This window comes from Streptomyces sp. NPDC039423 (assembly GCF_055598725.1).
This window is the reverse complement of the sequence record NZ_JBVKAH010000001.1, coordinates 1,035,243-1,048,168: the sequence shown is the minus strand read 5'-3', so window position 1 is coordinate 1,048,168 and position 12,926 is coordinate 1,035,243. Positions and strand designations below refer to the sequence as shown.

General features: G+C 74.8%; 7 protein-coding genes. 5 read left to right on the top strand and 2 right to left on the bottom strand.

The annotated features are described in order from the left end of the window. Positions 1-30: 30 nt before the first annotated feature. Positions 31-825 carry a class I SAM-dependent methyltransferase gene (locus ACZ7LK_RS04660; protein ID WP_392276257.1) on the top strand — a complete coding sequence of 265 codons (795 nt, stop codon included), beginning with the start codon at positions 31-33 and terminating at the stop codon, positions 823-825. Then, positions 825-3,431: an ATP-dependent RNA helicase gene (locus ACZ7LK_RS04655; protein ID WP_471138352.1), complete on the top strand. Its 2,607-nt coding sequence runs from the start codon at positions 825-827 to the stop codon at positions 3,429-3,431. Before ACZ7LK_RS04660 ends, ACZ7LK_RS04655 begins: the two co-directional genes overlap by 1 nt. Positions 3,432-3,747: 316 nt before the next feature. On the opposite strand, the gene ACZ7LK_RS04650 is transcribed toward ACZ7LK_RS04655, so the two are convergent. Continuing rightward, positions 3,748-5,469: a lytic transglycosylase domain-containing protein gene (locus ACZ7LK_RS04650; protein WP_469464751.1), complete on the bottom strand. Its 1,722-nt coding sequence runs from the start codon at positions 5,467-5,469 to the stop codon at positions 3,748-3,750. Positions 5,470-5,674: 205 nt separating this feature from the next. Between ACZ7LK_RS04650 and ACZ7LK_RS04645 the strand changes: the two genes are divergently transcribed. Next, positions 5,675-6,484 (top strand): DUF4184 family protein, encoded by an 810-nt coding sequence (locus ACZ7LK_RS04645; protein WP_471138350.1) that lies wholly within the window; start codon positions 5,675-5,677, stop codon positions 6,482-6,484. A gap of 133 nt (positions 6,485-6,617) precedes the next feature. Here ACZ7LK_RS04645 and polA read toward each other — a convergent pair whose 3' ends face one another. Further along, positions 6,618-9,272 (bottom strand): DNA polymerase I, encoded by a 2,655-nt coding sequence (polA, locus tag ACZ7LK_RS04640; protein ID WP_392276424.1) that lies wholly within the window; start codon positions 9,270-9,272, stop codon positions 6,618-6,620. Between the two features lie 190 nt (positions 9,273-9,462). Here polA and ACZ7LK_RS04635 point away from each other — a divergent pair, with 190 nt between their 5' ends. Both ACZ7LK_RS04635 and ACZ7LK_RS04630 read left to right on the top strand, forming a co-directional pair. After that, a complete protein-coding gene (locus tag ACZ7LK_RS04635; RefSeq protein WP_469464753.1) occupies positions 9,463-11,745 on the top strand; it encodes an FdhF/YdeP family oxidoreductase in 2,283 nt (760 codons plus the stop codon). A gap of 61 nt (positions 11,746-11,806) precedes the next feature. Then, positions 11,807-12,313: a PaaI family thioesterase gene (locus tag ACZ7LK_RS04630; protein ID WP_392276423.1), complete on the top strand. Its 507-nt coding sequence runs from the start codon at positions 11,807-11,809 to the stop codon at positions 12,311-12,313. The last annotated feature ends 613 nt before the right edge of the window (positions 12,314-12,926 follow it).

Sequence of the window (12,926 nt, the reverse complement as noted above, 5' to 3'; positions counted from 1 at the left end):
AGCCGTGCGCAACCTACAACGGCGGGCGGGATGATCCAAGAGTACGAGCCTGAAGCCACGCGGCGCCACGCCGATGAGGCGGAGAGCAGCCGGGCGAGCCGCGGCTGGTGGGACCGGAACGCGGACGAGTACCAGAGCGAGCACGGGGCGTTCCTGGGGGACGACCGGTTCGTGTGGGGACCGGAGGGGCTGGACGAGGCCGAGGCGGGCCTCCTGGGGGACGTGTCCGGGCGGGACGTCCTGGAGATCGGCGCGGGTGCCGCCCAGTGTTCGCGCTGGCTGGCCGCCCGGGGAGCCCGTCCGGTGGCCCTGGACCTGTCCCACCGGCAGCTCCAGCACGCACTGCGGATCGGGCGGGACGTGCCCCTGGTGGAGGCCGACGCCACCGCGCTGCCGTTCGCGGACGGCTCCTTCGACCTGGCGTGCTCGGCGTACGGGGCGGTGCCCTTCGTGGCCGATCCGGTGCGGGTGTTCCGGGAGGTGCGGAGGGTGCTGCGGCCGGGCGGCCGGTGGGTGTTCTCGGTGACCCACCCCATCCGGTGGGCCTTCCCCGACGAGCCGGGTCCGGAGGGCCTGTCCGTCTCCGCGTCCTACTTCGACCGCACCCCTTATGTGGAGCAGGACGAGGAGGGGCGGGCCGTGTACGTCGAGCACCACCGCACCCTCGGGGACCGGGTGCGGGACGTGGTCGCGGGCGGGTTCCGCCTCGTGGACCTCGTCGAGCCGGAGTGGCCCGCGTGGAACGGCCAGGAGTGGGGCGGTTGGTCCCCGCTGCGCGGGAACCTGATCCCGGGGACGGCGATCTTCGTCTGCGAGCGGGTCTGATGCGCCTGCGGGACGAGGCCCGGGACCTTCCCGTACGTACCGCCCTGCCCGCCCTGGAGCGGGCGCTGGACGCGCACGGGTCGGCGGTGCTGTGCGCCCCGCCCGGGACGGGCAAGACCACCCTGGTGCCGCTGGAACTCGCGGCGGGCGGCGCGCGTGTCGTGGTCGCCGAGCCCCGGCGGATCGCGGCGCGGGCGGCGGCCCGGCGGATGGCGTGGCTGCTGGGCGAGCAGGTGGGCGGCCGGGTGGGCTTCACGGTGCGCGGCGAGCGGGTGGTGTCCCGGGAGACCGTCGTCGAGGTGGTGACGACGGGGGTGCTGCTCCAGCGGCTCCAGCGCGACCCGGAGCAGGCCGGGGTGGACGTGGTGATCCTGGACGAGTGCCACGAGCGGCACCTGGACGCGGACACGGCCGCCGCCTTCCTGCTGGACGTACGGGCGGCCCTGCGGCCCGAGCTGCGGCTGGTGGCCGCGTCCGCGACGACCGACGCGGAGGGCTGGGCCCGGCTGCTGGGCGGGGCTCCGGTGGTGGAGGCGGCGGGGACGTCCCATCCCGTGGAGGTGGTGTGGTCCCCGCCGGCCGGGCCGGTGCGGCCGCCGCACGGGACGTTCGTGGACCCGGCGCTGCTGGCGCACGTGGCGTCGGTGGTGCGGCGGGCGCTGGCGGAACACGAGGGCGACGTCCTGTGCTTCCTGCCCGGTGTCGGGGAGATCGCGCGCGTGGCGGGCCTGTTGTCGTCCGTGGGGGCGGAGGTGCTCCAGGTGCACGGGCGGGCGCCGGCCGCCGTGCAGGACGCGGTGCTCTTCCCGGGGCGGGGGCGGCGGGTGGTGCTGGCCACGTCGGTCGCCGAGTCGTCCCTGACGGTTCCCGGGGTGCGGGTGGTGGTGGACTCCGGGCTGGCGCGTGAGCCGCGGGTGGACCACGCGCGGGGCCTGGGGTCGCTGACGACGGTACGGGCGTCCAGGGCGGCCGGCCGCCAGCGCGCGGGCCGTGCCGGGCGCGAGGGGCCGGGCGTGGTCCTCCGGTGCTGGGCGGAGGCGGAGGACGGGCGCCTGCCGCGGTTCCCGGCGCCCGAGATCCAGGTGGCCGACCTGGCCGGGTTCGCGCTCCGGGCGGCCGCCTGGGGCGAGCCCGACGCGTCGGGCCTGGCCCTGCTGGACGCGCCGCCGCCGGGCGCGATGGCGGCCGCCCGGTCGGTGCTGGCGGCGATCGGCGCGGTCGACGGGGCGGGCCGGGTGACGGACCGGGGCGTGACGATGGCCCGGCTGGGACTGCACCCGCGGCTGGCCCGCGCGCTGTTGGACGGCGCGCCGGTGATCGGCGCGCGGCGCGCGGCGGAGGTCGTGGCCCTGCTGAGCGAGGAGCCGCCGCGGGAGTACGGCGACGACCTGGCGGGCGCGTGGCGGGCGGCGCGTGGCGGTGGAGACGCGTACGGCTCCCGCTGGCGCCAGGAGGCGCGGCGGCTGGCCCGCCAGGTGGACGCCCGCGAGGCGCCCGGTGGCGCGGAGCCGCGCGGAGGCGCGGGGCCGGTCGGGGGCGCGGGGCCGGTCGGGGGCGCGGGGCCGGTCGGGGGCGCGGGGCCGGTCGGGGGCGCGGGGCCGGTCGGTGGCGCGGGGCCGGTCGGTGGGCGCGGCTGGAGTGACGACGCGGCGGCCGGTCTGGTGGCGGCGCTGGCCTTTCCCGAGCGGGTCGCGCGGGCCAAGGGCGAGGGGGCGTACCTGATGGCGTCCGGCACGGGGGCGGAGCTCGCCCCGGGGTCCCGGTTGCGCGGGTCGGAGTGGCTCGCGGTCGCGGTCGCGGACCGCCCGGCGCACGCCGCCTCCGCGCGCGTCCGGCTGGCCGCCGTGGTGGACGAGGACACCGCCCGGGAGGCGGCCCGGCACCTGCTCACGTCGGGCGAGGAGGTCCACTGGGAGGAGGGGGACGTGGTCGCCCGGTCGGTGGAGCGGCTGGGCGCCGTCGACCTCGCCGTACGGCCGCTGAAGGACCCGGACGCGGGGCTCGTCCGGGACGCGCTGCTCCAGGGGCTGCGGAGCGAGGGGCTGGGGCTGCTGCGCTGGTCCCGCGAGTCGGGCGAGCTGCGGCAGCGGCTGGCGTTCCTGCACCGGGTGCTGGGCGCGCCGTGGCCCGACGTGACGGACGCCGCGCTGCTGGAGCGTACGGAGGAGTGGCTGGAGCCCGAGCTGTCGCGGGCCCGGCGCCGGGCCGACCTGGGCCGGATCGACGCGGGGCAGGCCCTGCGGCGGCTGCTGCCCTGGGCCACCGGGGAGGCGGCCCGGCTGGAGGAGCTGGCGCCGGAGCGGATCGAGGTGCCGAGCGGCTCACGGATCCGGGTCGAGTACGGAGGTGAGCAGCCGGTGCTGGCGGTCAAGCTCCAGGAGATGTTCGGCCTCGCGGAAACGCCGTCCGTGGCGGGTGTTCCGGTGCTGGTGCACCTGTTGTCCCCGGCCGGGCGGCCCGCCGCCGTCACGGCGGACCTGGCGTCCTTCTGGCGCGACGGATACCGCGCGGTCCGCGCGGAGCTGCGCGGCCGGTACCCGAGGCACCCGTGGCCGGAGGATCCGTCGGTGGCCGAGCCGACCCGCCGGACGAACGCGCGCCGCTGACGGCGGAGCGGCGGCGCGGCGGAGCGGCGGCGCCCGGCGAACGGCGCCCGGGGATCCGGGACGCCATGGTGCCGTCGGTGCCGACGACGTGGGAGAGGGCGTTCCGGACGACGACGTCCCGGCCGGCGTCGCGTGGCGCGCATGGATCGGCCCCCTCGCCTGATCCTCCGTCAGTTCACCGGCGGGGCGGTGAGCACACACGGCACCGCCCCGCCGTACGGGGCGGGGCGGTGCGGGGTCGTGCGGGGTGGCGCGCCGGGTGGTGTGCCCCGGTGTCGTGACGCGGGAGCCGGTCAGGCCACCGTGAGTTCGACGGTCAGGCCACCGTGAGTTCGACGGTCAGGGTCGCTCCGCCGGTGGTGGTGAGGCGGAGCAGGAAGGTGCCGGTCCCGGCGTCCGCGTGGATCTTCGGCAGCGTGAGCGTGCCGTCCGCGGCGGTGGTCAGGCCGTCCAGGCTGCGGACCGGGTTCCCTTGCGCGTCCTTGAAGAAGGGGCCCTTGTCCGCGGTGGTGGCGTCGTCCGCGCTCGTGACCATGGTGGCGGTCAGCGCGACCCCGGAGGCGGCCGCGCCCTTGTACGTCGCCTTCACCTGGACCTGGTCCGCGAACTCCGTCCCGGGCGCGGCCGTCAGCGTCTTGCCGTCCGTCCGGGTCAGGGCGTCGGCCTGGCGGGCGGTGACGGTCGCGGTGCGGTCGGCGGGGGCGAGCGTGCGGCCCACCACGGTGGCCCGGACGGTGAACTCGCCGGTCCGCTCCCCCGCCTGGAGCGCGGGCGCGGTGGCGGTGCCGTCGGCGCCGGTGAGGACGGTGACCGCGGTGGCCCCGTCCGGGAAGCGGGAGTCGGTGTCGCCGACCAGGGCGAAGCGCACGCCGACCCGGGCCACCGGCTTGCCCGACACGTCCAGCGCCGTGACGGCGGGGCGCTCCGCGAACCGGGTGCCCGCCGTGGCGGTCAGCGGCGCGGTGGCCGCGGCCTTGAGGCGCGCGACGGTGTCGGCGGGCGTCGGGGTGGGGGTCGGCGTGGGCGTCGGGGTGGGGGTGGGCGTCGGCTTCGCCGGCGGGGTCGGCGTGGGCGTCGGGGTCGGCGTCGGCTTGGGGGTGGCCGTGCCGCCGCCGGTGGTCGGGCCCGGGGTGGGCGCGGGGGTGGGGGTGGGCGTGACCGGAACGAGCGGCGAGGGGGTCGGCCGCGGCGTGGTGATCGCGCCGGAGCCGTCGTCGCTGCGGTCGATCGGCAGGACGCCCGTGCCGTCCGGCACCTGGTGGCTGTTGTTCTTGTAGTACTCGAACCAGGACAGCACCGTGCGCAGGTACTCCGTCGAGCGGTTGTAGCTGAGGATCGCCTTGTCCAGGTCGGCCCTGAGCGACAGGTCGCGGTCGTTCGCGCACAGGTACATGCCGGCCGCCCGGGCGGCGTCGTAGATGTTGTTCGGGTCCTTGCGGCCGTCACCGTTGGCGTCCTGGCCCCAGGTGGCCCAGGTGGAGGGGATGAACTGCATGGGGCCGACCGCGCGGTCGTGCTTCGCGTCCCCGTCGTAGGCACCGCGGTCGGTGTCGGAGATGTCGGCGAATCCGACGCCGTTGAGGACCGGTCCGAGGATGGGCGAGAAGGTCGTGCCGTTGGCGTCGACCCGGCCGCCGCGTGCCTGGCCGGACTCCACCTTGCCGATGCCGGCGAGGAGCTGCCAGGGGAGGTTGCAGCCGGAGTCGGTGGTCTTGAGGTGCTGCTCGGCCTGCTTGTAGGCGGCGAGCACGGTCGCGGGTATGCCCGCCTCGGCGGGGCCCGTGACGACCGGTGTGGTGGGCGCGCCGGGCTTCGCCGGGGTGTGCAGCGGCGGCAGGTCCGTGTAGTACGGGGAGTTGCCGGTCGCCGAGCCGTCGGAGGACGGGAGCGTGGCGTCGGTCAGCGGCTGGCCGTCGCCGCCGGCCGCGGCGGTCGTGACCCCGGGTGCCTGTGATGCGGAGAGCGCCGCCACCGCGGCCGCCGCCACCGCGGTGCTGGTGGCTCCCTTGCGCAGTCGACGGCCGATGTGCCCTGCCATACGTGTGGTCCCTCCCCGGTGGCCCTTCGCGCTCCCCAGCGCGGTGACTCAGGCGACCCTACGTCAACTCGGCCCCGCCGGACACCGCCTCCTGACCGGTTTTCACGCTTTCGTCACCTCCGGGTCGCCCGGAATCCGGTGGGCGAACGTCACGCATACTGGGCGCCGTTGATCCGAGCTACGTACAACGGGGGACGGGACGGTCATGCCTTTCACGCTCAGCCATGCCGCGGCGGTACTGCCGGGGATACGGAGGTCCGGCACCGCACGGGGGCCGCTCGTCGCGTCGGCGCTCGTCATGGGGTCGTTCGCGCCCGACATGACCTATTTCGCCGACACCGCCGTCCCGGGCGCGATGCTCTTCGGGGACGTCACGCACAGCCTGGTGGGGATCCTGACCGTCGACGCCCTGATCGCCGCCGCGCTGGTGGCGGTGTGGCTGATGGTGCGTGAGCCGCTGCTGGCGCTGGTGCCGGCGCGGTGGCAGGGCAGGGTGCACGCGCTGGTGCGGGGCGAGTCCTGGCGCGGGCGGCCGCCGCTGGGGCTGGCGGCCAGCTTCTACGCGTCGGCCGTCATCGGGGCGGCGACGCACGTGGTGTGGGACCTGTTCACGCACGCCGACCGCTGGGGGACGAGGGTGCTGCCGGCGCTCGGCGAGGTGGTGGCCGGTTTCCCGCTGTACCTGTACGCGCAGTACGGCGGTTCGGCCGTCGCCCTGGTGGTGCTGGTGTGGTTCGTGGCCGGGGCGCTGCGGCGGGTCCCGCCGGAGGCGGCGGTGCGGGCTCCGGCGTCGGTGCCGGTGCTGGACCGGCGGGGGCGGCTGCTGGCGGGGGTGCTGCTGGGGGCGTGCGTGACGGCGGGGATCGTGCACCGGTGCGCCCGGTGGTACGCGTACTGGGGCCGGATCGACACCCCGCTCGACATCATCCCCACGGCCTGCTTCGGCGCGGGCGCGGGGCTGGCGGGAGGCCTGCTGCTGTACGGCGCGGGGATGCGGCTGCGTCGCGAGGGGTGAGCCCCCGCGGGCCGGGCGCCCGTCCGCCGCGTCGTTCGGTCGCGTGCCCCTGGGCACCGGCCCCTCGGCAGCGGCATGGCGCGCCGCCGGTGGCCCCGGGTGCGACCGGGGCCACCGGCGGGCGCGCGCCCGCTCAGTGCGCGGCGGAGTCCCAGTCCGGGCCCACGCCCACCGACACGTCCAGCGGCGCCCGCAGTTCGACCGCCGAGGACATCTCGCGGCGGACGAGCTCCTCGACCCGCTCACGCTCGCCGGGGGCCACCTCCAGCACGATTTCGTCGTGCACCTGGAGCAGCATCCGGGTGGTGAGGCCCGCCTCCCGCAGCGCCCGGTCGACGTTGAGCATCGCGACCTTCACGATGTCGGCGGCCGTGCCCTGGATCGGGGCGTTGAGCGCCATCCGCTCGGCCGACTCACGACGCTGGCGGTTGTCGCTGTTGAGGTCCGGCAGGTACCGGCGGCGGCCGAGCATCGTCTCCGTGTACCCGGTGGCGCGCGCCTCGTCGACGACCCGGCGCAGGTAGTCCCGCACACCGCCGAACCGCTCGAAGTACGTGTCCATCAGGGCGCGCGCCTCGCCCGCCTCGATGTTGAGCTGCTGGGACAGGCCGAAGGCGGACAGGCCGTAGGCCAGGCCGTACGACATGGCCTTGATCTTGCGGCGCATCTCGGCGTCGACGGCGGACCGCTCCACCCCGAAGACCTGCGAAGCGACGGTGGTGTGCAGGTCCTCGCCGGAGGTGAACGCCTCGATCAGGCCCTCGTCCTCCGACAGGTGGGCCATGACCCGCAGCTCGATCTGGCTGTAGTCGGCCGTCATCAGGGACTCGAAGCCCTCGCCGACGACGAAGCCGTGCCGGATGGCGCGGCCCTCGTCGGTGCGGACCGGGACGTTCTGGAGGTTGGGGTCCGTGGACGACAGGCGGCCCGTCGCGGCGACCGTCTGGCTGAAGGTGGTGTGGATGCGGCCGTCCGCCGCGATCGTCTTGATCAGGCCTTCGACCGTGGAGCGCAGCCGGGCCTGCTCACGGTGGCGCAGCATGATGACCGGCAGTTCGTGCTCGGTCTGGGCGGCCAGCCACGCCAGCGCGTCGGCGTCCGTGGTGTAACCGGTCTTCGTCTTCTTCGTCTTGGGCAGGTTCAGCTCGCCGAAGAGGACTTCCTGGAGCTGCTTGGGCGAGCCGAGGTTGAACTCGTGCCCGACGGAGGCGTGCGCCTCCTTGACCGCCTGCTGGACGGCGCCCGCGAACTGCTGCTCCATGGCCTCCAGATGGGCGCGGTCGGCGGAGATGCCGTGCCGCTCCATGCGGGCGAGCAGCAGGGAGGTGGGCAGCTCCACGTCGTGGAGCAGGCCGGTCGCACCGACCTCCGCCAGCTTCTCGCCGAACGCCTCCCCCAGGTCCAGGACCGCGCGGGCCTGGGCCATCAGGGCGTCGGCCTCGGCCTGTTCGTCGGCGCCGAAGGCGAGCTGGCCGTCCGCGGCCGCCGGGGCGAGCTCGCGGTGCAGGTACTCGACGGACAGGGCGTCCAGCGCGAAGGACCGGCGGCCCGGCTTGACCAGGTAGGCGGCGAGGGCGGTGTCCATGGTGATGCCCTCGAGGTGCCAGCCGTGCTCGGGGAGGACCCTCAGCGCCTCCTTGGCGCTGTGCACGACCTTCGGCCGGGCCGGGTCGGCGAGCCAGCCGGCGAACGCCTTCTCGTCGGACTCGTCGAGCTGGGTGGTGTCGAACCAGGCCGCCTTGCCGTCGGCGGCGGCCAGCGCCACCTCGGCGACATTGCCCACGCCCAGCGCCCAGGTGGCGACGGTGGCCACACCGAGGGGCTGCCGGCCGTGCTCCTCCAGCCAGGCCGCCACCTCGCCGGCGCCCAGCACCGAGCCGTCCAGCTCGACACCGGCGGCCGGGGCGGGGGCCTCTTCCTCCGCCGCGCCCGGGTCGACCGCCAGGAGCCGGTCCCGGAGGCTCGGGTTGCGGATCTCCAGGACCTCCAGGAAGCCCTTCAGCGCCGTCCTGTCGTACGGCCGGCGCTCCAGGTCCGCGACCCCCTTGGGCAGCTCCACGTCACGGACCAGCTCCGTCAGGTGCCGGTTCAGCTTGACCGACTCCAGGTGGTCGCGCAGCGCCTGTCCGACCTTGCCCTTGACCTCGTCGGCGCGCTCCACGAGCTCGGCGAACGAACCGAACTGATTGATCCACTTCGTGGCCGTCTTCTCGCCCACACCGGGGATGCCCGGCAGGTTGTCCGACGGGTCGCCGCGCAGGGCGGCGAAGTCCGGGTACTGCGACGGGGTCAGCCCGTACTTCTCCTGCACCTTCTCCGGGGTGAAGCGGGTCAGCTCGGAGACGCCCTTGGTGGGGTACAGCACCGTGATGTGGTCGGACACGAGCTGGAAGGAGTCACGGTCGCCGGTGACGATCAGCACCTCGAAGCCCGCCGCCTCGGCCTGGGTGGCCAGGGTGGCGATGACGTCGTCCGCCTCGAAGCCGTCGACCGCGAACCGGTCCGCGTTCATCGTGTCCAGCAGCTCGCCGATCAGCTCCACCTGCCCCTTGAACTCGTCGGGGGTCTTGGAGCGGTTCGCCTTGTACTCGGGGAAGTCCGCCGAGCGCCAGGTCTTGCGGGACACGTCGAACGCCACGGCGAAGTGCGTGGGCGACTCGTCACGCAGCGTGTTCGCCAGCATCGACGCGAAGCCGTAGATGGCGTTGGTCGTCTGGCCGCTCGCGGTGGTGAAGTTCTCCGCGGGCAGCGCGAAGAACGCCCGGTACGCCAGGGAGTGCCCGTCCATGAGGAGCAGGCGCGGACGGTTGTCGTCGGTCTTCTTCGATGCTGTCTCTACCACGGGGACGATCCTGCCACGGCGCACTGACAATCCCGACCGAGCGAGCCTTGAGTCCGCCGCTGTCGGTGCCACGTGACAGGATCGGAGACGTACACCGAAGACGTCCGTCGGACACGACCGCTCGAGGGAGAGCGCGATGGCCAGCAAGCCGCCCGCAGGGGACCCGGTCCAGGACGCGCCGCGGGTCACGCCGCCGCAGCACGCCGCCGCGGGCCTCCCGGCGATCGGGCACACGCTCCGCATGTCCCAGGCGCAGATGGGCGTGGCCCGCACCGCGCGGACGCTCCTCAAGGTCAACCAGAAGGACGGCTTCGACTGCCCCGGCTGCGCCTGGCCCGAGGGCGACAAGCGGCACGTCGCGGAATTCTGCGAGAACGGGGCGAAGGCCGTCGCCGAGGAGGCGACGCTGCGCCGCGTCACACCGGACTTCTTCGCCGCCCACCCCCTCGCGGACCTCGCCACCCGCAGCGGGTACTGGCTCGGCCAGCAGGGCCGCATCACCCACCCCGTGTACGCCGCCGAGGGCGCCGACCGGTACGAGCCGGTGAGCTGGGAGCGGGCCTTCGAGATCATCGCCGAGGAGCTGACGGCGCTCGCCTCCCCCGACGAGGCCCTCTTCTACACCTCGGGCCGCACCAGCAACGAGGCCGCGTTCCTGCTCCAGCTCTTCGCCCGCGAGTTCGGCACCAACAACCTTCCCGACTGCTCCAACATGTGCCACGAGTCGTCCGGCTCGGCGCTCACGGAGACGATCGGCATCGGCAAGGGCAGCGTCTCGCTGGAGGACCTGCACCGCGCGGACCTGATCATCGTGGCCGGGCAGAACCCGGGCACCAACCACCCCCGGATGCTGTCCGCCCTGGAGAAGGCCAAGGCCTCCGGCGCCCGGATCATCTCGGTGAACCCGCTGCCCGAGGCCGGTCTGGAGCGGTTCAAGAACCCGCAGACCCCGCAGGGCATGATCAAGGGCGCCGCGCTCACCGACCTGTTCCTCCAGATCCGCATCGGCGGCGACCAGGCGCTCTTCCGGCTCCTCAACAAGCTGGTCCTGGAGACGGACGGCGCGGTCGACGAGGAGTTCGTCCGCGAGCACACCCATGGGTACGAGGAGTTCGCCGCCGCGGCCCGGGCCGCCGACTGGGACGAGACCCTCGCCGCCACGGGACTGGAGCGCGCCGAGATCGAGACCGCCCTGCGCATGGTGCTGGCCTCGCGGCGCACCATCGTCTGCTGGGCGATGGGCCTCACCCAGCACAAGCACTCCGTGCCCACCATCCGCGAGGTGGTCAACTTCCTGCTGCTGCGCGGCAACATCGGCCGCCCCGGTGCCGGGGTCTGCCCGGTGCGCGGCCACTCCAACGTGCAGGGCGACCGTACGATGGGCATCTTCGAGCGCCCTTCGGCCGGCTTCCTGGACGCGCTCGACAAGGAATTCGGCATCACCTCCCCCCGGCACCACGGCTTCGACGTCGTCCGCGCCATCCAGGCACTGCGCGACGGCGAGGCGAAGGTCTTCTTCGCCATGGGCGGCAACTTCGTCGGCGCGACGCCCGACACCGAGGTCACCGAGGCCGCCATGCGGCGCGCCCGGCTCACGGTGCACGTGTCGACCAAGCTGAACCGGTCGCACGCGGTCACCGGCACGCGCGCGCTGATCCTGCCCACCCTGGGGCGCACCGACAAGGACGTACAGAAGAGCGGCAGGCAGTTCGTCACCGTCGAGGACTCGATGGGCCTGGTGCACGCCTCCCGGGGCAACCTGCCCCCGGCGAGCCCGCACCTGCTGTCCGAGCCGGCGATCGTGGCGCGCATGGCGCGGGCGGTGCTGGGAGCGGCGTCGGCCACGCCGTGGGAGGAGTTCGAACGGGACTACGCCACGATCCGGGACCGTATCGCGCGCGTGGTGCCCGGCTTCGAGGACTTCAACGCCAGGCTCGCGGCGAACCCCGGCGGCTTCGCCCTGCCGCACGCCCCGCGCGACGAGCGCCGCTTCCCCACGAAGACCGGCAAGGCGAACTTCACGGCCGCGCCCGTGGAGTACCCCCGGGTCCCCGAGGGCCGGCTGCTGCTCCAGACGCTGCGCTCGCACGACCAGTACAACACCACGATCTACGGCCTGGACGACCGCTACCGGGGCATCAAGGGCGGCCGCCGGGTCGTCCTGGTCCACCCCGAGGACGCCCGCGCGCTGGGCCTGGCCGACGGGGCGTACGCCGACCTGGTCAGCGAGTGGCGGGACGGGGTGGAGCGCCGGGCGCCCGGATTCCGGGTGGTCCACTACCCCACGGCCCGCGGCTGCGCGGCGGCCTACTACCCGGAGACCAACGTCCTCGTACCGCTGGACTCGACCGCCGACGTCAGCAACACCCCCGCCAGCAAGTCCGTCGTCGTCCGTCTGGAACAATCACCCTCCGCCTGAGCGTTTGCTTAGGCGGCAACGGACCAGGGACATGACCGCACGACGATCGGAGCCGGGCCCCATGGGCGAGCAGACACAGGTGAAGTTCCCGCAGGAGGTCATCGACGAGTACGCCTCGCTCGGTGTCGACCTGCCCGCCCTCTTCTCCGCGGGGCACCTCGGCAACCGCATGGGCGTCCAGATCCGCGAGGCGTCCGCCGACCGGGTCGTCGGCACCATGCCGGTCGAGGGCAACACCCAGCCGTACGGGCTGCTGCACGGCGGCGCCTCCGCCGTGCTGGCCGAGACCCTCGGCTCGATCGGCTCCATGCTGCACGGCGGCGTCTCCAAGATCGCCGTGGGCGTCGACCTGAACTGCACGCACCACCGCGGTGTCCGCAGCGGGCTGGTGACCGGCGTGGCCACCCCCGTCCACCGCGGGCGCTCCACCGCCACGTACGAGATCGTCATCACCGACGAGCAGGACAAGCGGGTCTGCACCGCCCGCCTGACCTGCCTGCTGCGCGACGTCTCCCCCAAGGACGCGGACAACGTCCCGGGGGCGGCCGCCCCCGGCACCACGGGCTGACCCCCGCGCCACTCGCACCCAGGGCCGACCGGCGGAGCACCCCCGGTCGGCCCTCGGCGTGCCGCCCGCGCGCCCGTCCACCCCGCCCGGTCCCCTCCGGCAGGTGCGCCCACCCGCGGGTCCGGACTCCGCGCGGGCGTCATCGGCCGGCGTGAACGTCGCCGATCCGCCGCGCGGACGCCGGAAAGTGTCCACCCCTTGGACACTCTTCAAATCGGCGTCATCAGGCGGATCGGGCCGCACCGGGCATCGATCCCACCCCGGGGAACAGACCCGCAGGCCCCCGGAGCCCCTTACCTCCCAGCCCCTTCGCAGGCTGCCCGACCGCACGTGCGGAGGGCCCGCGAGGACCCCCGGACCGGCCCCTCGCCGACCTTCCCGGAGAGGGTTTCCGCAGGCCGCGGGACCCGCGGCGGCCCACTGCGGCGCCCGCCGCCTCCGTCGCTGTCCGTCGCCGTTCCCCGGCCCGCCCGCCGTCGGCCGGCACCCGCCGGAAGCCCCGCCGCGCGGCCGCCGCCGCCCCGGCGCCCGGCCACCGGACCGGTGGCCCGCCCACGGCGACCGCCCCCATCACCCCCACCGGAACCGGTCCGGCACCGCCACCCCACACACC

Bases quoted from the DNA above. Each gene is read 5' to 3' on its own strand.
- ACZ7LK_RS04660 (WP_392276257.1), top strand. From the start codon at position 31: ATGATCCAAGAGTACGAGCCTGAAGCCACGCGGCGCCACGCCGATGAG.
- ACZ7LK_RS04655 (WP_471138352.1), top strand. From the start codon at position 825: ATGCGCCTGCGGGACGAGGCCCGGGACCTTCCCGTACGTACCGCCCTG.
- ACZ7LK_RS04645 (WP_471138350.1), top strand. From the start codon at position 5,675: ATGCCTTTCACGCTCAGCCATGCCGCGGCGGTACTGCCGGGGATACGG.
- ACZ7LK_RS04630 (WP_392276423.1), top strand. From the start codon at position 11,807: ATGGGCGAGCAGACACAGGTGAAGTTCCCGCAGGAGGTCATCGACGAG.
- ACZ7LK_RS04635 (WP_469464753.1), top strand. From the start codon at position 9,463: ATGGCCAGCAAGCCGCCCGCAGGGGACCCGGTCCAGGACGCGCCGCGG.
- polA (WP_392276424.1), bottom strand. From the start codon at position 9,272: ATGGACGGGCACTCCCTGGCGTACCGGGCGTTCTTCGCGCTGCCCGCG.
- ACZ7LK_RS04650 (WP_469464751.1), bottom strand. From the start codon at position 5,469: ATGGCAGGGCACATCGGCCGTCGACTGCGCAAGGGAGCCACCAGCACC.